This is a genomic window from Fundidesulfovibrio agrisoli (genome assembly GCF_022808715.1).
Lineage (GTDB): Bacteria > Desulfobacterota > Desulfovibrionia > Desulfovibrionales > Desulfovibrionaceae > Fundidesulfovibrio > Fundidesulfovibrio agrisoli.
This window is the reverse complement of the sequence record NZ_JAKZKX010000029.1, coordinates 23,816-43,155: the sequence shown is the minus strand read 5'-3', so window position 1 is coordinate 43,155 and position 19,340 is coordinate 23,816. Positions and strand designations below refer to the sequence as shown.

Genomic DNA, 19,340 nt, shown 5'->3' with positions numbered 1-19,340 from the left:
CGAACTCGGAAGTTAAGCCCTCCTTCGCCGATGATACTGCCAGGACCGCTGGTGGGAAAGTAGGTCGCTGCCAGGATCCTTTTCCCAAACAGAAAGGCCCGTCGAAAGACGGGCCTTTCTGCGTTGGGGCGGCAAAATGAAGGCGCGGGCGCGGTGAAGGCCCCAGGCGGCCGGAACGCTCATGCCGGTTGGACAAACGGCAGGGCGTCGTTGGGCCGGGCCGCCAGGTATCTTGCGGGAATTCGCCACGTTGCCGCGTCAGAGCGGGTTGCGTGTTCATGACCAACCGATCATTCTTGCATCGTCAGGCTCCCCGGACTACCTCTCGCTTGGAGCCAACAAGTATGAACATTGCCAAGATGGACCGGAGCAAAAAGCTCAAGCTGTTGGGTGCATGCATCCTTATAGTCGGAATTGGAGCCGGATTGGCCGTGTACCTGACCGCTGGCTCCGCCAAGGGCCCCGTGTCCGGCTACGAATTGAGCGATAGCGGCGCGTATCCCCTCAGTCCGTTCGATTCCAAGCAGCAGATGCGCAGCATGGAACTCTACGGCGGCAAGATGGGCGTGATGATGTACCAGTTCGCCATCTGGTTCGGCGGCCTGTGGCAGGGCAGGAACCTGGCCAGGATGATCTGGATTCTCTCGGCCGCCGCAGCCTGGTTGTGTTTCCGCCTGGCGCGGATCGAGGCTCCCGGTGGAGAAGTCGCTGACAAGACGGGGTAGGGCGGGGCTTGATCTCTCCCTGGTATTGCGCCTTCGGACCGCCAGCGGGGCAGGGGCCCCGGTCCGCGATCTGGCCGGGCGCGTGCATCGCGCACCGGACTTACGTCCAGCCTGGGATGCGCCGCGCCCGGGTTCAACGCCTCAGCCTGCCAGCGAACTCCCGATCGACTCGCCATACTCGAAGCATTGCCGCTCACCGTCGGCATCGGGCTGCCAGAGCATCTTGAGCCCCGGCTGGATCACCTCGAATCCGCACCCTCCCAAGGCCTCCTCGATCTGCTTCACGGATTCGCCGCTCCAGCCGTAGGAGCCGAAGGCCGCCGCCTTTTTGTTCTTGAAGGCCAGACCGCGCATTTCCTCCAGGATGGCCGCCACAGAACTGAGGAACCCCCTGTTGATGGTGGAAGAGCCGACCAGAACGGCCTTGGACTTGAAGACCTCCGTAATGGCGTCGTTCTTGTCGCTCTTGCCGATGTTCAGGCACTTCACCGCCAGCCCCGGAGCGGCCGATTTGATCCCCTGCGCGATGAACTCCGCCATGCGCCGGGTGGCGTTCCACATGGTGTCGTAGAGGATGACCACCTGGTCTTCCTGGTAGTCCAGCGCCCACTTCTGGTAGGCCTCGGCGATCTGCATGGGGTTGTCGCGCCAGATGACGCCGTGGCTCGGGCAGATCATCTTCAGCGGCAGGTTCAATCCCACGAACTCTTGTATCTTCTTCGTCACCAGCTTGCTGAACGGCGTGAGGATGTTGGCGTAGTATTTCATGGCCTCCTGATACAGCTCGCAGGTGTCCACTGTGTCGTTGTAGAGGCCCTCGCTGGCAAGGTGTTGCCCAAAAGCGTCGTTGCTGAAGAGGATGGCTTCTCCAGTGAGGTAGCTCATCATGGTGTCGGGCCAATGCAGCATGGGGGCCTCAACGAACACGAGATCCAGGCCCTTGCCGATGTTCAAAGTGTCGCCCGTCTTCACCGGGTGGAAGTTCCAGTCCTTGTGGTACATGCCGCGCATGGATTTGACGCCGTTGGCCGTGCAGTAGATGGGCACGTCAGGGATGCGGCGCATCACTTCGCACAATGCGCCGCTGTGGTCGGGTTCGGCATGGTTCACGACCACGTAGTCGATGCTGTCCATATCCACTTCGGCAGCGAGAGCGGCCACATATTCATGTGAGAAGGGCGACCACACCGTGTCCATGAGCACGGTCTTTTCCGCGCGGAGCAGGTAGGAGTTGTAGGAGGAACCCCTGTGCGTGCTGTACTCCTCGCCGTGGAATTTCCTCAGTTCCCAGTCGGTCTTGCCGACCCAGGTGACGACGTCGCTGATCCGAACGGGCATCGTTCTCTCCTCGCGGGTTGGGGCGGGCTCTGACCCGCCGTTTTGCATCCAAGCGGTGGTTGCGCGGCTTGGCGATGGCCCGGCGCATGAACCACCCAGTGTCTAGCATCAATAATAGTTGCGCAGCTTGAGTTCCACAGGGTGAGGCCGGAGGTATGCCTGCTCCGCCAGGTATGCGACGCCGTGCTTGCGCACGTGGTGGTTGACGAGCGTGAGCGGCACGATCAGAGGCGTGAGGCCCTGGCGGTACTCATCGATGACCTCCGCCAGCTCCTGGCGTTCGTCGGGCGATATGAGCTTCTTGAAATATCCGGCCATGTGCTGCAGCACGTTCACGTGCTTGCGGACCGTTGCCAGAACGGCGGTGGTCTTGAGCAACAGTGTTTCGTATTGCTCCAAGGTGCCGGGGAGGTTCTCCCTCGTGGCCGCGGCCACCAGCTTGCCCATGAGGCGGGCGTTCTCCGGGCTGTGGGCCATGAGCAGCAGCTTGTGCCGGGCCTGGAATCCGATAAGCTCCCTGGCGCTCGCGCCCTCCCTGATTGTGCGGGCCGTCTCGCGCCAACGGCGCAGCGTGAAGATGCGCTCGATGAAGTTCTCGCGCAGACGGGCGTCATTGAGGCGGCCGTCCTCCTCCACGGGGAGCAGGGGGAAGCGCTTCATGAAGGCCGCGGCGAAGATGCCCACCCCCTTGTTGACAGCCGGGCCGCCCTTCTCGGGGTAGACCTTCACGCGCTCCATGCCCGATGAGGGCGAGCGGCTCTTGAAGATGAACCCGCAGAGGTTCTGGAGGGCGAGCTCATCCAGGCGTTTGGCGGCCCATTCCTTCATGGCCGGGGTCATGTCGCGCCCGGTTTGGATCGTGACCAGCCTGGGGTCGGCGGGGTCGCCCACCAGGCGCATGGCCTCGCGGGGAATGCCGAAGCCCGCCTCGGCCTCGGGGCACACAGGTGCGAAGGCCACGTGCTTGCCCAGTTCGCCGGTGATCCAGCGGTCGTGCTTGTGGCCGCCGTCGTAGCGGACGGGGTGGCCGAGCAGGCAGGCGCTCACGCCGAGGCGCAGGGGGGATTCCATCTGATGCGCTCCTTTGTCCGGCGGCGTGCGCCTGCCGGGATGGGGCGGGTGAACAGGCTTGGCGCTCCTTGCAATAGGGCGCGGAAGCACGTAGAGAGCCCTTCCTACCCAATTTTCGCTGTAAGTGGAACTCTCGATGCCTGTATGCCAGATAGAAGCCGCGCTGCTCGATTTCGGCGGCGTGATCGCCGAGGAGGGCTTCGCCGGGGGCGTGAAGGCCCTGGCTGCCGAGCACGGCCTTGAACCGCACGCGCTCTGGCAGGCCGGACTCAAGGCCGTGTGGGACAGCGGCTACGTGTTCGGGCGCGCCGGCGAGGCCGCTTTCTGGGATCTGTTCAAGCAGCGCACCGGCCTGGAGGGCGACAGCGCAGCCTGGCGCGAGGACATCCTCTCCCGTTTCGTGCTGCGGCCCTGGATGCTGGAACTGGCCGACCGGTTTCGCGGCATGGGCGTGCGCACGGCCATCCTCTCCGACCAGACGGACTGGCTGGCGCTGATGGACGAACGCTACGGGTTCTTCAGGCATTTCGACAAGGTGTACAACAGCTACAACCATGCCATGAGCAAGCTGGAGCCGCGCTTCTTCCTCATGGCCCTGGAAGACCTGGGTGTCCGCCCCGAGCGCGCCCTGTTCGTGGACGACAACGCCGGCAACGTGGCCCGGGCCCGCGAACTGGGGCTCAAGGCAATCCTCTATGAAACACGGGCCGGTTTCGAAAGGGAACTGCGGACCATCTGCCCCGAGGCACTGGGCTAGGCCCGGCTGAGAGGCGGCACACGGTTCAGGCAAATCAGTCAGCCCAACAGCCAGGCCACCAAATATCTGTACCAATAATCTCGAAGGATAGCCCCGATGCGCAAACCCTCGATCTCCATGACCCCGGAAGGCTGGCCTTCCATCTTCCTGGCCACCACGGCCACGTTCGTTTTCGCCGTGCTCGGCTGGTGCTGGGCCGCGCTGGCGGGCCTCGCGGTGGTTGCCCTGCTGGTGAACTTCTTCCGCGACCCCGAACGCTTCGTGCCCGCGGAGCCCGGGCTGGCCGTGGCCCCCGCCGACGGCAGGGTCATCAAGGTCTGCCCGGCCAAAGACCCCATCAGCGGGGAGGAGCGCACCGTCGTCTGCATCTTCATGAACGTGTTCAACGTGCACGTGAACAGGGCCTGCGTGACCGGGCGCGTGAGCGCCATGCGTTACTGGGAAGGCAAATACTTCAACGCCAGCTTCGACAAGGCCTCCGAGCACAACGAGCGCATGGCCCTGCAGCTCACCGGCGAGGAGGGCGACACCTGGACCATGGTGCAGATCGCGGGGCTCATCGCCCGGCGCATCATCCCCTGGGCCCAGATGGGCGACCACCTGGAGCGCGGCCAGCGCTACGGCATGATCAAGTTCGGTTCGCGGGTTGACGTCTATTTGCCGAGGGACTATCATCCTGCCGTAACAGTCGGGACGCGCACAGCGGCCGGACAGACCGTGATCGCCACGCGTCAGGGCTGAAGCCCCGGCCAGCGGCCACGATGAAGGCATAATGGAACAACCCGCCAAGAAAACGCCCGCCCGGGGGGTATACATCCTCCCCAACCTGCTCACCACCGCGAGCCTGTTCTCGGGGTTCATGGGCATGTTGTGGGCCATCTCCGGCCAGTTCGAGCAGACGGCCATCGCCATCCTGGTGAGCTGCGTGTTCGACGGGCTGGACGGCAAGGTGGCCCGCCTGACCGGCACCAGCTCCGACTTCGGCGTGCAGTACGACTCCCTGGCCGACCTGGTGGCCTTCGGCGTCACGCCCGCCATCATGGTCTACCAGTGGGAGCTCTCCCGCTTCGGGCACCTGGGGCTCATGGCCTCCTTCCTGCTTGTGGCTTGCGGCGCGCTGCGCCTGGCCCGTTTCAACGTCATCACCAAGACGGCCAACAAGAAGTTCTTCCTGGGCCTGCCCATCCCCGCGCAGGCCTGCACCGTGGCCACCTTCTACCTCTTCGCCCAGTACCTGCCCACTGAGTGGAGCACCTTCATGCCCAAGTTCTGCCTGGGCCTGGTGTACGTGCTCTCCTTCCTGATGGTCAGCCGGGTGCGCTACGCCTCCTTCAAGGAGTACGGGCTCATCAAGGCCCACCCCTTCTCCATGATGGTCACGGCCATCCTCATCTTCGTTCTCGTGGCCTCGCAGCCCAAGCTGCTGGGCTTCATCCTCTTCGCCGGGTACATCCTCTCCGGCATTTTCTACACCTACGTGATTCTGCCTCGCCGCACCTCGCTACGAGAGCCTTCCGAAGAGCTCTCATCCTAACCGAACACCCTCTTTTTTGCGATTTAGGCAATTGTCAACCGGAAGCGAGTCAGCTAGTAAAGCCTTCCGGCCCGGCTCCATACCTCGTTTCCTCTAATGTGGAGAAACAGCATGTCCAATCGTGTCATCATTTTCGACACAACCCTGCGCGACGGCGAGCAGTCTCCCGGCGCGACCATGAACCAGGGCGAAAAGATCCGGCTTGCCCAGCAGCTTGAAATCCTCGGGGTGGACGTCATCGAGGCCGGGTTCCCGGCCGCCAGCGAGGGCGACTTCCAGGCCGTGCAGGCCATCGCCGCCACCGTGAAGAACGTCACCGTGGCCGGGCTGTGCCGGGCGCTGACCTCCGACATCCAGCGCTGCCACGACGCCATCAAGGGCGCCAACCGGCCGCGCATCCACACCTTCCTGGCCACCTCGCCCCTGCACATGCAGCACAAGCTGAACAAGAGCCCCGAGCAGGTGCTGGAGATGATCGAGAAGGCCGTGAGCTTCGCCTCCTCCCTGACGCCGGACGTGGAGTTCTCCTGCGAGGACGCCTCCCGTTCGGAGCGGCCCTTCCTGGCCGTGGCCGTGGAGAAGGCCATCGCCGCCGGGGCAACCACCATCAACATCCCGGACACCGTGGGCTACGCCCAGCCGCAGGAGTTCTACGAGCTCATCAAGTTCCTGCTGGAGACGGTGCCCAACGCCTCCAAGGCCATATTCAGCGTGCACTGCCACAACGACCTGGGCCTCGCCGCCGCCAACACCCTGGCGGCCCTCTCCGCCGGAGCGCGCCAGGCCGAGGTGACTCTGTGCGGCATCGGCGAGCGCGCGGGCAACGCCTCCATCGAGGAGGTGTCCATGGCCCTCAAGACGCGCGGCTGCTACTACAACCTGGAGACGGGCATCAAGAGCGAGCAGATCTATCCCTCCTCGCGCCTGCTTTCCATGATCATCGGCCAGCCCATCCCGCCCTACAAGCCGATCATCGGCGGCAACGCCTTCGCCCACGAGTCCGGCATCCACCAGGCGGGCGTGCTCAAGTGCGCCGAGACCTACGAGATCATGACCCCGCAGTCCGTTGGCCGCGCGGGCAACGAGATGGTGCTGGGCAAGCATTCCGGGCGCAACGCCGTGAAGGCCCGCCTGGACGAGCTAGGCTTCACCCTCACGGATGAGCAGGTCAACGAGGTCACCGATGCGGTGAAGGAACTGGCGGACAAGAAGAAGAACATCTTCTCCGAGGACGTGGAAGCCCTCGTGCTGGAGAAGATCTACCGCATGCCGGACAAGTACAGATTCAAGCACCTCTCCGTGCTCTCGGGCAACATGGCCATGCCCCCCACGGCGGCCCTGTCCATCGAGGTGGACGGCGAGGAGCGCAAGCTCGCGGCTTTCGGCGTCGGCCCCATCGACGCCGTGTTCAACACAATCAGCCAACTTACGGGGCGCAACCCCGTGCTCAAACAGTACGCGGTCAACGCCGTCACCGGCGGCACCGACGCCCAGGGCGAGGTGACCGTGCGACTGGAAGAGGGCGGCCACAAGTCTGTCGGCCGAAGCTCGGACAGCGACGTGATCGTCGCCAGCGCCAAAGCTTTCATCAACGCCCTCAACCGGTTGGCCAAAAAGGAGGAAGAAAGGGAATGCGCCAAACTTTAGCCCAGAAGATCCTGCAGCGCCACACGGACGAGACCGTCAGCCAGGACGGCCAGATCGTCCGCTGCCGCGTGAGCCTCGTGCTGGCCAACGACATCACCGCCCCCCTGGCCATCAAGAGCTTCAACAAGATGGGCGCCACCGAGGTGTTCGACAAGGACAAGATCGCCCTCGTGTGCGACCACTTCACCCCCAACAAGGACATCGACTCCGCCGAGCAGGTCAAGGTGGTGCGCGAGTTCGCCATGGCCAAAGGCATCACCCACTACTACGAGGGCGGCGACTGCGGCGTGGAGCACGCCCTGCTGCCGGAGCTCGGCTTGGTGGGCCCCGGCGACGTGGTCATCGGCGCGGACTCTCACACCTGCACCTACGGCGGCCTGGGCGCCTTCGCCACCGGCATGGGCTCCACGGACATCGCCGCGGCCATGGTCATGGGCGAAACCTGGTTCAAGGTTCCCCCCACCATCCGCGTGGTGCTCGAAGGCACCCTGCCCAAGTGGATCGGCGGCAAGGACATCATCCTGGAGCTCATCGGCATGATCGGCGTGTCCGGCGCGCTGTACAAGGCCCTGGAGTTCGCCGGCCCCGTGGTGGAGCAGCTCTCCATCGAGCAGCGCATGACCATGTCCAACATGGCCATCGAGGCGGGCGGCAAGGTCGGCCTGTTCCCCGTGGACGCCAAGACCCTGGCCTACGCCAAGGCCGCCGGCCGCACCGGCGACACCGAGCTGTACGCCGACGAGGGCGCGCACTACGAGCGCGAGGTGGTCATCGACTGCTCCAAGCTCACCCCCCGCGTGGCCTGCCCGCACCTGCCGGACAACGTGAAGCCCGTGGACGAGTGCGTCGGCATCCGCATCGACCAGTCCATTATCGGCTCCTGCACCAACGGCCGCATCGAGGACATGCGCGAAGCCGCCGCGGTACTCAAGGGCCGCAAGGTGGCCAAGCACGTGCGCTGCATCGTGCTGCCCGCCACCCCCGCGATCTGGAAGCAGTCCCTCAAGGAAGGCTTGCTGGAGATTTTCATGGACTCCGGCTGCGTGGTGGGCCCGCCGACCTGCGGCCCCTGCCTGGGCGGCCACATGGGCATCCTGGCGGCCGGTGAGCGCTCCATCGCCACCACCAACCGCAACTTCAAGGGGCGCATGGGCTCGCTGCAGAGCGAAGTCTACCTCTCCGGCCCGGCCGTGGCCGCCGCTTCGGCCATCGCGGGCGAGATCGTCCATCCGGAGAAGATCTAAGAGGAAGACGGGAAGACCGGGGGGAACCTTTTGTGAACAAAAGGTTCCCCCCGGACCCCCTTCCAAAAAACTTCAATGGGCTTCGCGTCCACGGCGCAAAGCTTCAGGTGAACCCAAGACCCCCATTGCCGGGGTCCGGGGGGAGGCTCTCCCCCCGGCAGGTCCAGGGCAGAGCCCTGGCGGGGGTGTGGGGGCGGCGCCCCCACCCAAGGAGAATCACATGTACAAAGGACGCGCTCACAAAGTCGGCGCTCACATCGATACGGACGCCATCATCCCGGCCCGCTTCCTGGTGACCACCGACACCGAGGAGCTTGGCAGGAACTGCATGGAAGGCCTGCAGGCCGGCTGGGTCAAGCGGGTGAAGAAGGGCGACATCATGGTCGCGGGCGAGAACTTCGGCTGCGGCTCCTCCCGCGAGCATGCCCCCCTGGCCATCATCGGCGCGGGCATCCCCGTGGTCATCGCCCACAGCTTCGCGCGCATCTTCTACCGCAACGGCTTCAACATGGGCCTGATCCTGCTGGAAGTGGGCGACGCGGTGAAGAAGATCGAGGACGGCGACGACCTCATCATCGATCCCGTCAACGGCACCATCAAGAACGAGACCTCCGGCGACGTCATCAAGACCTCCCCGGTGCCCCCCTTCATGCAGCAGATCCTGGATAAGGGCGGCCTGGTCAACTACGTGAAGGACCGCAAGGCGGCCCAGGCGTAAGACTGCGCGAAAAGGCCGTCCGAATGGGCGGCCTTTTTTTGAATACAAGGAGACCCCAAGACAATGATCAAGAACATCGTCATCCTGCCCGGCGACGGCATCGGCCCCGAGATCATGGCCCAGGCCGAGAAGGTTCTGGCGGCGATCGGCAAGAAGTACGGCCACGAGTTCAAGACCAGCTACCACCTGATCGGCGGCGCGGCCATCGACGCGGAGAACAACCCCCTGCCCAAGGCCACCGTGGACGCCTGCAAGGCCGCCGACGCGGTGCTGCTGGGCGCGGTGGGCGGCCCCAAGTGGGACACCATCGAGAAGTCCATCCGCCCCGAGCGCGGCCTGCTCGGCATCCGCAAGGAGCTGGGCCTCTTCGCCAACCTGCGCCCGGCCAAGCTCTTCGAGGAGCTCAAGCACGCCTGCTGCCTGCGCCCCGACATCATCGGCAAGGGCCTGGACGTGATGGTCATCCGCGAGCTCACCGGCGGCGCCTACTTCGGCACCCCTCGCGGCGAGGAAGTGCGCGACGGCGAGCGCGTGGCCTTCAACAACATGATCTACTCCGAGTCCGAGATCAGGCGCATCGCCAAGGTCGGCTTCGAGGTGGCCCGCAAGCGCGGCAAGAAGCTCTGCTCGGTGGACAAGGCCAACGTGCTCGACGTCTCCCAGCTGTGGCGCGAGGTGGTTCTGGAAGTGGCCAAGGAGTACCCCGACGTGGAGCTCTCCCACCTCTACGTGGACAACGCCGCCATGCAGCTGGTGCGCGACCCCGGCCAGTTCGACACCATCGTCACCGAGAACCTCTTCGGCGACATCCTCTCCGACGAAGCCGCCGTCATCACCGGCTCCATCGGCATGCTGCCCTCGGCCTCCCTGGGCGCTTCCGGCCCGGGCCTGTACGAGCCCATCCACGGCTCCGCCCCGGACATCGCCGGGCAGGACAAGGCCAACCCGCTGGCCACCATCCTCTCCGTGGCCATGATGCTGCGCTACCAGTTCGCCATGGCCGCCGAGGCCGACAGCATCGAGGCCGCCGTGACCAAGGTTCTGCAGGACGGCTTCCGCACCGGCGACATCATGGAGCCCGGCAAGACCCTGGTGGGTTGCCAGAAGATGGGCGACCTCGTTCTTGAGCGGATGTAAGCACAAACCGCTACGCCATTGAAAAGGGGGCCGCGAGGCCCCCTTTTTTATTGGCGTGCCGCCAAAATCAGGCGGCCAGGGCCGTGCGGGAGAGGTATTCTTCGAGGAAGCGGCTGGCCGTGTCGCGCTCCATGGGCAGGGCGCGCGGGTCTGTCCCGCAGAGCAGCAGGAGCAGCCCCTCGGCCACGGGGGCGTAGTAGAGCCGGACTCCCGGCCCGAAGTCCAACACGGCCTCCCGGACCGGGCCGGCTTGGCCTGGCGAGGGCGCGATGAGGCCCACGGCCTCCACGCGGCGCTTGAGCGCCTTGCGGGTTCCGGGGTCGGGCAGGCCCTCGATCCACAGGGTCACGGGTTCCAGGCCTTCGGGCGTCTGGTAGCGAAGCACACGGTTCATAGTCGCGTATCCTCGTCGGGCATCCTCAGGGCGCAAGCCCCAGAACCTGGCGGGTCTGGGCCTTGGCCTCCTGGAACGCCTTCTGGAATTCAGGGTTGTTGAACAGCGCCTTGGCGATGGCTTCGGCGGCCTGCGCCCCGGCTGCGATGTCGCTGGGGTAGTGCACCCCGCCGATCACGCGGTTTCGGGCGAATGCCTCGCCGCGTTTGGCGAGCGCCTCTGCCTTCTCCGGCACCATGGCCGAGAGCACGATGGCCGCCAGATGCCCGAAGGTGGAGTGTCCGCTGGGGTAGGAGGCACTCTGGGGCTCGGGCAGGCACGGTTCGATCATGGGGTCGAGCAGGAAGGGGCGGAGCCTGTTCCAGCGCTGCTTCGCCGGATCGATCTGGAGGGTTGCGTCCTCCAGAATGGCGGCGAACAGGGCTTCGACCCCGGGAAGATTCTGCTTGTTGAACGCCGCCCCCAGCACGTCCGCGAAGCGGAACGGCGAGCGCTCCACATCCGCCAGGGCGAAGGCGACCATGGCCGGAGTGCGGGTGCGCTGCAGGCGGAGCATTTCCATCAACTCCGCCTTGTTCCGGGGCGAGCCGTCGGCCGGGGGCGGCGGCAGCACGGCCGCTAGGTCCAGCGAAGCGGCGGGCAGGAAGTGCGGTTTGGCGGCGAGGCCGTTGCCAGCCAGCAGGCCGGACAGGAGGCCGCACAACAGCACGGCCAGACCAAGGAAGCGCATCGGGGGGCGGATGTGGTGTTTCATTGCCTGACCTAGCATCAATTCACGCAGGCCGCCAACTGGTCCAGGGAGCGCGCCAGAGCCGACAGGCCGGAGCTGCGCAGCATCATGAAGGGCTTCATGCAGTGCTTGCAGGCCTTCTTCACGGCCTGGCAGGCGTCGTGGCTCACGCAGTCCACGGGGCAGAGCACCACGTCGGCCGAGGCCAGCTTGCCGTAGAGTTCGCCCGGGGAGTGCTCCACTCCGCCGTCATGATGGTGGAAGCGGCAACCGGCGCGCTCCACCAACTGGCGGTAATGGCGCACCAGGCTGCACCGCCCGCCCACGTAGAGCACGTTCTTGCCGCACAGTTCAGGGAAGGGGCATTGGCCGGAACCGGCCTGGCAGCCACCCCCGTCGCAGCCTTCTCCGCTACAGCCTTCCCCGGCGCAGGGCAGGGCGCATGCCAGTTCGCTGTCGGCGCGCTCCAACTCGGCGGTGAGTTCGCCCACGTGCTGCCGCAGGGCCTCGTTCTCGCGGTAGATATCCTCGATGATGGCGGCCTGGCGGCGGGCTTCCTCCCTGGCGGCGTCCGCCTCCTGGGCGGCGGCCTGTGCGGCTTCCCGCACCGGCGCGGGGTCGCTCCCCGCGAGGTGGATGGACTCGCGTAGCTTGCGCGCAAGCTTCAGGCGCTCGCCGCGTTCAGCCTCCAGGCGGTCCTCCAGGTCCTTGACGCGCACGGCCCACTCCAGCTTCTGGGAGCGCCTGGCGGCCTGGACCCTCGTCAGGGCCTGGCCCAGTTCGTCCAGGCGGCGCTCCAGCGCGCCCACGCGCTTGATGTCCGCCCGGTTGGCCGCGCCCATCAGGTGCGAGAGCATGTGCACATCCCCGAAGACCCTGGCCCTGAGCTCTGAGCCGAGGCCGGGGTGGCTGAGCACCGCCCAGAACGGCCCCGGGATGTCGCCCGACTTGAGCGAGAACTTCCACATGGCCTCAAGCGTTGCCGCATCCTGGGCCTTGGCGAACTGGCGGATGTGCGTGCGGTACTTCTTGTCCAGATACTTGTTGAGATGGTGGGAGACGGGGCTTTCCGCGCTGGCCTCGCGCACGAAGCGGACGTGGATCTCGTAGTCGGTGGCCCCGGGAGAGAACGAGATGCCGAGCTTGCGGGCGAGCTTGCGCAGCTCGGCCATGCTCAGGCAGGTGCCCAGGATGGGGCACTGGAAGTCCTGCTGTTGCCAGAGCTTGCGGCGTGCGGGTGCTGTCATGGCGGTCGTCATGGATGCCTCCGTGATCGGTATGGCCGGGTCTTAATGAAAATGAAAATCATTGTCAATAAGGCGCGTTTGACAACGGCCGCCCTCGGGCGCATAGTCCCGCCGCAGACAATTCCTCCTTATTATTCCGTCATGTCCAAGATAAGCATACAAAACCTCTCCAAGTCATTGGGCGGCCGCGACCTGTTGGCAGGCTTCAGCCTCGAGGTCACCGGCGGGATGCGCCTGGCCGTGGTTGGCCCCAACGGCTGCGGCAAGTCCACGTTTCTCAAACTTCTGGCCGCCGAGGCCGAGCCCGACTCCGGGCGGGTGATCCTGCCCGCCGGGGTGCGCCTGGGCTACGTGGCGCAGGAACTGGCCGGCTCCGAGCTGGACGAGCCCCTGCTGGCCTGGGTCATGTCCGCGCTGGCCTCCTGGAAGGAGTTCTGGCGCGAGTGGGAGCACGCCAGCCTGGAGCACGACGAGCGCCTCCTGGCGGAGCTTTCCGCGCGGCAGGCCGAGATGGAGCACTCCCTGGGCTACAACCCCGAGCACCGCGCCAAGGCCATTCTCTCCGGCCTCGGGTTCTCGGAGGAGAGCTGGCCCAAGCCGGTGCGCCTGCTCTCCGGCGGCTGGCGCGAGCGCGCCAAGCTGGCCCGCGTGCTGGTGGCCGGGGCCGACGTGCTCCTGCTGGACGAGCCCACCAACCACCTGGACATCGAGGCCGTGGAGTGGCTGGAGGAATACCTGCTCTGCTTCAAGGGCGTGCTGGTGTTCGTGGCCCACGACCGCATCTTTCTGGACCGGGTGGGCACCCACGTGCTCTTCCTGGGGGGCGACAAGCCCTTTTTCCGGCCCGGCTCCTTCAGCGGCTTCCTGGAGTGGCGCGCCCAGAACCAGTTGCAGATCGAGCAGAAGGCCGCGCAACTCAGCCAGGCCATCAACCAGCAGATGGCCTTCGTCAGCCGCTTCCGCTACAAGGCCACCAAGGCCCGCCAGGCCCAGAGCAAATTGAAGGCGGTCGACAAGCTCCAGAAGGAGCTGGCCGGGGTGGCGGGCAACATCGAGCGCAAGCGCAAGACCCTGGATTTCAAGCTCCCCGAGCCAAGCCGCGCGGACAAGAACATCCTCTCCGCGGCCGAGCTGGAGTTCGCCTTCCCCGGGGGCCAGCCCCTGTGGCCCAAGCTGACCTTCAACCTGTACCGGGGCCAGAAGGTGGCCCTGGCAGGGCCCAACGGCGCGGGCAAGACCACGCTGCTCAAGTGCCTCACGGGCGACCTCAAGCCCACGGGCGGGCTGGTGAAGTTCGGGTCGCTGGTGCGCATGGGCTATTTCAGCCAGCATTCCACGGATGTGTTGCGGCCCAACGAGACCGTGATGTCCGAGATCAGGCGGCTCTCAGACCCCAAGGCCTCCACGGAGGAGCTGTGCTCCGTGCTGGGCCTGTTCATGCTCGGCGAGAGCTACTTCGAGCGCTTCGTGCGCGACCTCTCCGGCGGCGAGAAGAGCCGCCTGGTGCTCTCCAGCCTGTTCCTGGCCCGGGCCAACCTGCTGGTGCTGGACGAACCCACCAACCACCTGGACTTGGAGAGCCGCGAGGCCCTGGTCTCGGCGCTAGTGGACTACGAGGGCACCATCCTCTTCGTGGCCCACGACCGCTACCTGCTCTCCGAAGTGGCGGAGGTGGTCTGGACCGTCGGCCCCGATGGCCTGAGCGAGTTCCTGGGCGGGTACGAGGCCTACGAGCGCCACCTGAAGGAGCAGGCCAAGGCGGCCTGCGAACTGGACGGCGAGCCGCGCGTGAAGTCCGAGTCCCGCGAGAACCGGCAGGCCGAGAAGCGGCGCAAGGCCGAGGAGCGCAACGCCATCTCCCGCGAGCTCAAGCCCATGAAGGAGCGCTACGAGAAGCTCGAAGCGCGGCTTGAGGAAGTGATGCTCAACCAGACAATGGTGGAGCAGGAGATGGCCGACCCGGCCACCTACGCCGACGCCAGCCGATTCTCCGAGCTCTCCAAGGAGTACCACGCCTTCAAGGAGGAGTGCGACCGCCTCGTGGCGGACCTGGCCGACCTGGAGGACAGGGTCGCGGTGCTCGAAGAGCGGCGGGAGGCCCTGTGAGCGCCCGGAAGGGATTGCCAGCCATGCAGGTGGTGGCGGGCGTCGTCTGGAGCGGCGGGCGCTACCTGGGCGTGCGGCGGCCCGAGGGCAAGCGCCACGCCGGGCTGTGGGAGTTCCCCGGCGGCAAGGTGGAGCCGGGTGAGACCCACCTGGAGGCCCTTGTCCGCGAGTTGCGCGAAGAACTGGCCATAGAGGTGCGGGAAGCGGACTTCTGGAAGGAAAAGACTCATACCTACCCGGATTTCACCGTAAACTTGTCTTTTTTCCATATCCATGTTTTCAAGGGGTTTCCCCGTCCACTTGAAGGCCAAGGCCTTCGCTGGCTGGCGCCTTCCGAAGGCCTGGCCCTGCCGTTCCTGGCCGCGGACAGGGACATCGTCGAGGAATTAGCGGCGCTTCGCGGCGTCTGACCGCCCGAACCCACCCCCATACGGAGCCCTCCTTGCGCATCAACGACCTGCTTTCATCCGGCAAGAAATTCGTCTCTCTGGAATTCTTCCCCCCCAAGGACAAGGCAGCCTGGCCCGCCTTCTTCTACGAGGTGGGCAAGCTCTCCACGCTCTCCCCGCTGTTCGTCTCGGTGACTTACGGAGCCGGGGGCTCCACCCAGGCCAACACCCTGGAGCTGGTCAGCCGCTTCAGCAAGGATTTCGGGCTCAACCCCATGGCGCACCTGACCTGCGTGGGCGCCTCCGAGGACTATCTTCGCGGCTTCCTGGACTCCCTGGTGGAGGCCGGGGTGGACAACGTGCTGGCCCTTCGCGGCGACCCGCCCCAGGGCCAGGAGGACTTCAAGCCCGAGAACGCCGCCTTCCAGCACGCCTCGGACCTGGCGGGCTTCATAAGCCAAGCCTACCCGGACATCTGCATCGGCGTGGCGGGCTACCCCGAGAAGCATCCCCAGGCCGAAAGCCTGGAGAAGGACATCGACTACCTCAAGCTCAAGGTGGAGCAGGGCGGCAAGTTCGCCATCACCCAGCTCTTCTTCGATAACGACCACTATTTCGCTTTCGTCGAAAAATGCCGGGCCAGGGGCATCACCGTGCCCATCATCCCCGGCGTGCTGCCCATCATGAACCTGGCCTCCATCAAGCGCATCCTCGGGCTGTGCGGCGCGTCCCTGCCGCAGGACTACCTGGAGCGCCTGGAGGCCGCCAACGTGAAGGGCGGCGCGGACGCCGTGCGCGAGCTGGGCGTGGACTACGCCCGGACCCAATGCCAGGACCTGGTTGCGCGCGGCGCCCCGGGCGTGCACCTGTACACGCTCAACAAGGCCCAGGCCTGTCTGGATATCGTGAAGGGACTTTCGCTTGAATAGCTAACCATCGGGGCAGCCTCGGGCATGCCCTGTCTCAAAGGAGCCGATACCATGTCCAAGCTCGTCGTCGCCGTCGCAGGAGCCACCGGGGCCGTTGGCCGCGAGATGCTCAAGACCCTGGAAGACCGCAACTTCCCCGCCACCGAGGTGCGCGCCCTGGCCTCCTCCCGTTCCGCCGGGACCACCGTGCCCTTCAAGGACGGCGAGCTCACCGTTGCCGAGATGACCGAGAAGAGCTTCGAAGGCGTCGACCTGGCCCTGTTCTCCGCGGGCGGCTCCACCTCCAAGAAGTTCGCCCCGCACGCCGTGAAGTCCGGCTGCGTGGTGGTGGACAACTCCAGCGCCTGGCGTATGGACCCCAAGGTTCCCCTGGTGGTGCCCGAGGTCAACCCCGGCGACGTGGACTGGCACACCGGCATCATCGCCAACCCCAACTGCTCCACCATCCAGATGGTGGTGGCCATGAAGCCCCTGCACGACCTCTTCACCATCAAGCGCGTGGTGGTCTCCACCTACCAGGCCGTCTCGGGCACGGGCCAGAAGGCCATCACCGAGCTGGAGACCCAGGTGCGCCAGATGTTCAACGGCATCGACCCCGAGGTGAAGGTCTACCCGCACCAGATCGCCTTCAACTGCCTGCCCCAGATCGACGTGTTCTCCGAGGGTGACTACACCTACGAAGAGATCAAGATGATAAAGGAGACGGCCAAGATCATGGGCGACGACTCCATCAAGGTCACGGCCACCACGGTGCGCGTGCCCGTGTTCTACGGCCACTCCGAGTCCGTGAACCTGGAGTTCGAGAAGCCGGTCACCGCCGCGCAGGCCAGGGCCGCCCTGGCCGCCGCCCCGGGCGTGCAGGTCTACGACAACCCGGCCGAGAAGATGTACCCCATGCCCATCATGGCCGCCGGGGAGGACGAGGTGTTCGTGGGCCGCATCCGCCAGGACAACACGGTGGAGAACGGCCTGAACATGTGGATCGTGGCCGACAACATCCGCAAGGGCGCGGCGCTCAACGCCGTGCAGATCGCGGAACTGCTGCTGGCCAAGGGCAAGCTGAGGGTCTAGGTCGACGTGGATATTCTCGATTCAAAAGCCTATCTGGAACGCATGCTCGCCGCCCCGCGCCCCGGCGCGGGGCAGGTGCTTGCCTTTTACGAGCATCGCGTGGGGGCCATCTGCAAGGATGCTGCCCTGATGCTCATGCCCTGGGACGACCATCTGGTGCACCGGGGCGACGGCGTGTTCGAGACCATCAAGTGGGTGGACGGGCGCGTCTACCAGTTGGACGAGCACCTGGCGCGCATGGGCCGCTCCGGCAAGGCCATCGGGCTTACGCCCCCCTGTCCGTGGGAGCGCGTGCGCGAGATCGTGCTGGAGCTGGCCCGATGCACCGGCCAGGCCAACGGCCTGCTGCGGATGCTGCTGGGGCGCGGCCCCGGCGGGTTCGGCATCGACCCCTGGGAGTGCCCGGAGCCGAGCCTCTACGTTGCGGCCTACGCCTACAAGCCCAAACCGGCGGAGTTCTACGAGAAGGGCGTCAGCGCCTTCCGCACCTCCATCCCGGCCAAGCAGAGCTACCTGGCCACCATCAAGAGCATCGACTACCTGCCCAACGTGCTCATGCGCCAGGAAGCCAAGGCCAAAGGCAAGGACTTCCCCATCTGCTTCGACCAGGAGGGCTACCTGGCCGAAGGCGCCACCGAGAACATCGCCCTGGTGGACGCCGAGGGCTGCATCACCGTGCCCAAGCTGCACAACGCGCTGTCGGGCACCACGCTGCTGCGCGCGCTGGAGCTGGCCGCGCCCGAACGGCCGCACTGCTACAAGTCCATCACTGAGGACGACATCTACGCCGCCAAGGAGCTCCTGGTGCTTGGCACCACCTCCCAGTGCATCTCGGTGGTGGAGTACAACAGCAGGCCCGTGGGCGACGGCAAGGTCGGCCCGGTGAGCCGCCGCCTCAAGGAACTGCTGGCGCAGGACGTGGTGAAGAGCGGCGTGCCGCTGTAGCCGGGAAGATCGACTGAAAAACAAAAAGGGCCTTCGGGCCCTTTTTTCGTTCTGTTGCGTTGAGCGATGAAGAGCAGGCTACTGCACCGTCTCCATGCTCTCCAGCAGCCAGTGGCCGTCCACCACGGTGTCGTCGCGGGAGAACACCCACGTTTCGCTGACCTTGCGGGAGGCCGTGTTGGCCGGGTCGTCCGAGAGGGTGGCCTCATAGCCAACGCGGACCACGGTGCGCTTCTCCTCCTTCTTGACCTCCAGCACCTGGGCCTCCACCAGCAGCACGGCCACCTTCTCGTGCGCGGGGTTTTCCGAGTTCAGGCGCTCGAACTCGCGCATCATGTCCGGCGCGGCGAACTGGCGCAGGTCCGCCATGTCGCGCCCCGCCCAGGATTGCCGCACGCGCCCGTACATCAGCTTGGCTCCGCGCAGGAAATCCCGCTCGTCGAACCCGCCGTCGCTTACGGTCTTTTGCTTGCCCTCGGGGTGGAGGTCGGCCCCTTTCTCGCCGGTCAGGTATTCCCAGGCGGCCTGGGCGGCGCGGCTGCGGCGCTCCTGCGGGGAGACGTCCTCCTCGTTGTCGCGCGGCGTGACGTCGTAGGTGGGGGGCTCGTCGTCCTTGTCCTTGTCGCGGTTGGCGATGCGGGAGATGAGCCGCCAGGCCAGGTAGCCCAGCAGGGCCATGAGCAGGAAGTCCATGATGCTGTAGGACGCGCGCGAGGGCGTGGCCAGCGGGTCCGCCGCGGCGGCCAGGGCGTTGCCTGCGGCCAGGAGCGGGGCGGATGCCAGGGTCAGCAGGGCCGGGAGTCCCGATGCGCGTTTCATGGCTGGTGGCGGTCCGGGCCTCAGTCGATGAGGCTCAGGTTCTTGAGCAGGTGCAGGAGCATCTGCTTGTCGATGGGTTTGGGCACGTAGGAGGTGGCGCCGCCCTTGTAGTAGGCTTCCACCACGTTCTTGGGGTCGTCCAGGGCGGAGGTCATGATGACCTTGGCCTCCTTGGCGGGCGGGATCTCCTTGTCGCGCTCGATGGCCCGGATGCGCTTGAGAGCGGTCTGGCCGTCCATCTCGGGCATCATGATGTCCATGCAGACCAGGTCATAAGGGGTTCCCTCGTCCAGCGAGCGGGAGAACGCCTCAATGGCCTCGACCCCGTTGACGGCGATGTCCACCTCCGCATAGGGGGCGAGAATCTTCTGCAAAAGCTTCCTGCTGGCGAAATCGTCTTCAACGACCAAAGCTTTCATTAACTTCCTCCAACGGGCGTGCTAGGCTGAATTTCTACAGAGTTCGCTTTTGGGACACAAGGGTTATGTCTTGAAAATCCCGGGCGGATGATGCAGTGAACCCGGGCAATGGACCAAGGC

At 65.6% G+C, this 19,340-nt stretch carries 20 protein-coding genes; 13 read left to right on the top strand and 7 right to left on the bottom strand.

The annotated features are described in order from the left end of the window. Positions 1-344: 344 nt before the first annotated feature. Positions 345-725 (top strand): hypothetical protein, encoded by a 381-nt coding sequence (locus MLE27_RS16050; protein WP_243313310.1) that lies wholly within the window; start codon positions 345-347, stop codon positions 723-725. A 141-nt stretch (positions 726-866) separates the two neighbouring features. Here MLE27_RS16050 and MLE27_RS16045 read toward each other — a convergent pair whose 3' ends face one another. Together MLE27_RS16045 and MLE27_RS16040 are read right to left on the bottom strand one after the other, a co-directional pair. After that, positions 867-2,063, bottom strand: coding sequence for an anaerobic nitric oxide reductase flavorubredoxin (locus tag MLE27_RS16045; RefSeq protein ID WP_243313308.1), 1,197 nt, complete (start codon positions 2,061-2,063; stop codon positions 867-869). 108 nt (positions 2,064-2,171) lie between these two features. Then, positions 2,172-3,134: a YbgA family protein gene (locus MLE27_RS16040; protein ID WP_243313306.1), complete on the bottom strand. Its 963-nt coding sequence runs from the start codon at positions 3,132-3,134 to the stop codon at positions 2,172-2,174. A 136-nt stretch (positions 3,135-3,270) separates the two neighbouring features. Between MLE27_RS16040 and MLE27_RS16035 the strand changes: the two genes are divergently transcribed. From MLE27_RS16035 to leuB, 7 genes are all read left to right on the top strand, one after another. Beyond that, positions 3,271-3,891 carry an HAD family hydrolase gene (locus MLE27_RS16035; RefSeq protein ID WP_243313304.1) on the top strand — a complete coding sequence of 207 codons (621 nt, stop codon included), beginning with the start codon at positions 3,271-3,273 and terminating at the stop codon, positions 3,889-3,891. Positions 3,892-3,987: 96 nt separating this feature from the next. Then, positions 3,988-4,632 carry a phosphatidylserine decarboxylase family protein gene (locus MLE27_RS16030; RefSeq protein ID WP_243313302.1) on the top strand — a complete coding sequence of 215 codons (645 nt, stop codon included), beginning with the start codon at positions 3,988-3,990 and terminating at the stop codon, positions 4,630-4,632. A 31-nt stretch (positions 4,633-4,663) separates the two neighbouring features. Beyond that, complete coding sequence (pssA, locus tag MLE27_RS16025; protein ID WP_243313301.1) at positions 4,664-5,425, top strand: CDP-diacylglycerol--serine O-phosphatidyltransferase; 762 nt, start codon at positions 4,664-4,666, stop codon at positions 5,423-5,425. A 111-nt stretch (positions 5,426-5,536) separates the two neighbouring features. Further along, positions 5,537-7,072, top strand: a complete 1,536-nt coding sequence (locus tag MLE27_RS16020) for a 2-isopropylmalate synthase (protein WP_243313298.1) — start codon at positions 5,537-5,539, stop codon at positions 7,070-7,072. Next, a complete protein-coding gene (gene leuC / locus MLE27_RS16015) occupies positions 7,057-8,316 on the top strand; it encodes a 3-isopropylmalate dehydratase large subunit (RefSeq protein ID WP_243313296.1) in 1,260 nt (419 codons plus the stop codon). Before MLE27_RS16020 ends, leuC begins: the two co-directional genes overlap by 16 nt. Before the next feature lie 220 nt (positions 8,317-8,536). Beyond that, entirely contained in the window at positions 8,537-9,034 is a 498-nt protein-coding gene (locus MLE27_RS16010) for a 3-isopropylmalate dehydratase small subunit (RefSeq protein ID WP_243313294.1), read from the top strand. 63 nt (positions 9,035-9,097) lie between these two features. Then, positions 9,098-10,171: a 3-isopropylmalate dehydrogenase gene (leuB, locus tag MLE27_RS16005; RefSeq protein WP_243313293.1), complete on the top strand. Its 1,074-nt coding sequence runs from the start codon at positions 9,098-9,100 to the stop codon at positions 10,169-10,171. Positions 10,172-10,238: 67 nt separating this feature from the next. Here leuB and MLE27_RS16000 read toward each other — a convergent pair whose 3' ends face one another. Genes MLE27_RS16000 through MLE27_RS15990 form a run of 3 tightly spaced genes read right to left on the bottom strand, consistent with a single transcriptional unit; the run spans position 10,239 to position 12,554 of the window. Continuing rightward, on the bottom strand, positions 10,239-10,565 hold the full coding sequence (locus MLE27_RS16000) for a hypothetical protein (protein WP_243313291.1): 327 nt from the start codon (positions 10,563-10,565) through the stop codon (positions 10,239-10,241). 25 nt (positions 10,566-10,590) lie between these two features. After that, positions 10,591-11,319: an acid phosphatase gene (locus MLE27_RS15995; protein ID WP_243313289.1), complete on the bottom strand. Its 729-nt coding sequence runs from the start codon at positions 11,317-11,319 to the stop codon at positions 10,591-10,593. A gap of 14 nt (positions 11,320-11,333) precedes the next feature. After that, complete coding sequence (locus MLE27_RS15990) at positions 11,334-12,554, bottom strand: DUF2325 domain-containing protein (protein ID WP_243313287.1); 1,221 nt, start codon at positions 12,552-12,554, stop codon at positions 11,334-11,336. 129 nt (positions 12,555-12,683) lie between these two features. Between MLE27_RS15990 and MLE27_RS15985 the strand changes: the two genes are divergently transcribed. From MLE27_RS15985 to MLE27_RS15965, 5 genes are read left to right on the top strand one after another with little or no spacing between them, the layout of a single operon-like run. Next, positions 12,684-14,648: an ABC-F family ATP-binding cassette domain-containing protein gene (locus MLE27_RS15985; RefSeq protein ID WP_243313285.1), complete on the top strand. Its 1,965-nt coding sequence runs from the start codon at positions 12,684-12,686 to the stop codon at positions 14,646-14,648. A gap of 23 nt (positions 14,649-14,671) precedes the next feature. After that, positions 14,672-15,058 carry a (deoxy)nucleoside triphosphate pyrophosphohydrolase gene (locus MLE27_RS15980; protein ID WP_243313317.1) on the top strand — a complete coding sequence of 129 codons (387 nt, stop codon included), beginning with the start codon at positions 14,672-14,674 and terminating at the stop codon, positions 15,056-15,058. A 32-nt stretch (positions 15,059-15,090) separates the two neighbouring features. Next, complete coding sequence (gene metF / locus MLE27_RS15975) at positions 15,091-15,966, top strand: methylenetetrahydrofolate reductase [NAD(P)H] (RefSeq protein WP_243313283.1); 876 nt, start codon at positions 15,091-15,093, stop codon at positions 15,964-15,966. A 51-nt stretch (positions 15,967-16,017) separates the two neighbouring features. Continuing rightward, a complete protein-coding gene (locus tag MLE27_RS15970; RefSeq protein WP_243313281.1) occupies positions 16,018-17,037 on the top strand; it encodes an aspartate-semialdehyde dehydrogenase in 1,020 nt (339 codons plus the stop codon). Positions 17,038-17,079: 42 nt separating this feature from the next. Then, positions 17,080-17,982 (top strand): aminotransferase class IV, encoded by a 903-nt coding sequence (locus tag MLE27_RS15965; protein ID WP_243313314.1) that lies wholly within the window; start codon positions 17,080-17,082, stop codon positions 17,980-17,982. 78 nt (positions 17,983-18,060) lie between these two features. Here MLE27_RS15965 and MLE27_RS15960 read toward each other — a convergent pair whose 3' ends face one another. After that, a complete protein-coding gene (locus tag MLE27_RS15960; protein WP_243313280.1) occupies positions 18,061-18,801 on the bottom strand; it encodes a Tim44 domain-containing protein in 741 nt (246 codons plus the stop codon). Positions 18,802-18,821: 20 nt separating this feature from the next. After that, positions 18,822-19,220, bottom strand: coding sequence for a response regulator (locus MLE27_RS15955; protein ID WP_243313278.1), 399 nt, complete (start codon positions 19,218-19,220; stop codon positions 18,822-18,824). Between the last annotated feature and the right edge of the window lie 120 nt (positions 19,221-19,340).

Bases quoted from the DNA above. Each gene is read 5' to 3' on its own strand.
- MLE27_RS16050 (WP_243313310.1), top strand. From the start codon at position 345: ATGAACATTGCCAAGATGGACCGGAGCAAAAAGCTCAAGCTGTTGGGT.
- MLE27_RS16045 (WP_243313308.1), bottom strand. From the start codon at position 2,063: ATGCCCGTTCGGATCAGCGACGTCGTCACCTGGGTCGGCAAGACCGAC.
- MLE27_RS16040 (WP_243313306.1), bottom strand. From the start codon at position 3,134: ATGGAATCCCCCCTGCGCCTCGGCGTGAGCGCCTGCCTGCTCGGCCAC.
- MLE27_RS16035 (WP_243313304.1), top strand. From the start codon at position 3,271: ATGCCTGTATGCCAGATAGAAGCCGCGCTGCTCGATTTCGGCGGCGTG.
- MLE27_RS16030 (WP_243313302.1), top strand. From the start codon at position 3,988: ATGCGCAAACCCTCGATCTCCATGACCCCGGAAGGCTGGCCTTCCATC.
- pssA (WP_243313301.1), top strand. From the start codon at position 4,664: ATGGAACAACCCGCCAAGAAAACGCCCGCCCGGGGGGTATACATCCTC.
- MLE27_RS16020 (WP_243313298.1), top strand. From the start codon at position 5,537: ATGTCCAATCGTGTCATCATTTTCGACACAACCCTGCGCGACGGCGAG.
- leuC (WP_243313296.1), top strand. From the start codon at position 7,057: ATGCGCCAAACTTTAGCCCAGAAGATCCTGCAGCGCCACACGGACGAG.
- MLE27_RS16010 (WP_243313294.1), top strand. From the start codon at position 8,537: ATGTACAAAGGACGCGCTCACAAAGTCGGCGCTCACATCGATACGGAC.
- leuB (WP_243313293.1), top strand. From the start codon at position 9,098: ATGATCAAGAACATCGTCATCCTGCCCGGCGACGGCATCGGCCCCGAG.
- MLE27_RS16000 (WP_243313291.1), bottom strand. From the start codon at position 10,565: ATGAACCGTGTGCTTCGCTACCAGACGCCCGAAGGCCTGGAACCCGTG.
- MLE27_RS15995 (WP_243313289.1), bottom strand. From the start codon at position 11,319: ATGAAACACCACATCCGCCCCCCGATGCGCTTCCTTGGTCTGGCCGTG.
- MLE27_RS15990 (WP_243313287.1), bottom strand. From the start codon at position 12,554: ATGACGACCGCCATGACAGCACCCGCACGCCGCAAGCTCTGGCAACAG.
- MLE27_RS15985 (WP_243313285.1), top strand. From the start codon at position 12,684: ATGTCCAAGATAAGCATACAAAACCTCTCCAAGTCATTGGGCGGCCGC.
- MLE27_RS15980 (WP_243313317.1), top strand. From the start codon at position 14,672: ATGCAGGTGGTGGCGGGCGTCGTCTGGAGCGGCGGGCGCTACCTGGGC.
- MLE27_RS15970 (WP_243313281.1), top strand. From the start codon at position 16,018: ATGTCCAAGCTCGTCGTCGCCGTCGCAGGAGCCACCGGGGCCGTTGGC.
- MLE27_RS15965 (WP_243313314.1), top strand. From the start codon at position 17,080: ATGCTCGCCGCCCCGCGCCCCGGCGCGGGGCAGGTGCTTGCCTTTTAC.
- MLE27_RS15960 (WP_243313280.1), bottom strand. From the start codon at position 18,801: ATGAAACGCGCATCGGGACTCCCGGCCCTGCTGACCCTGGCATCCGCC.
- MLE27_RS15955 (WP_243313278.1), bottom strand. From the start codon at position 19,220: ATGAAAGCTTTGGTCGTTGAAGACGATTTCGCCAGCAGGAAGCTTTTG.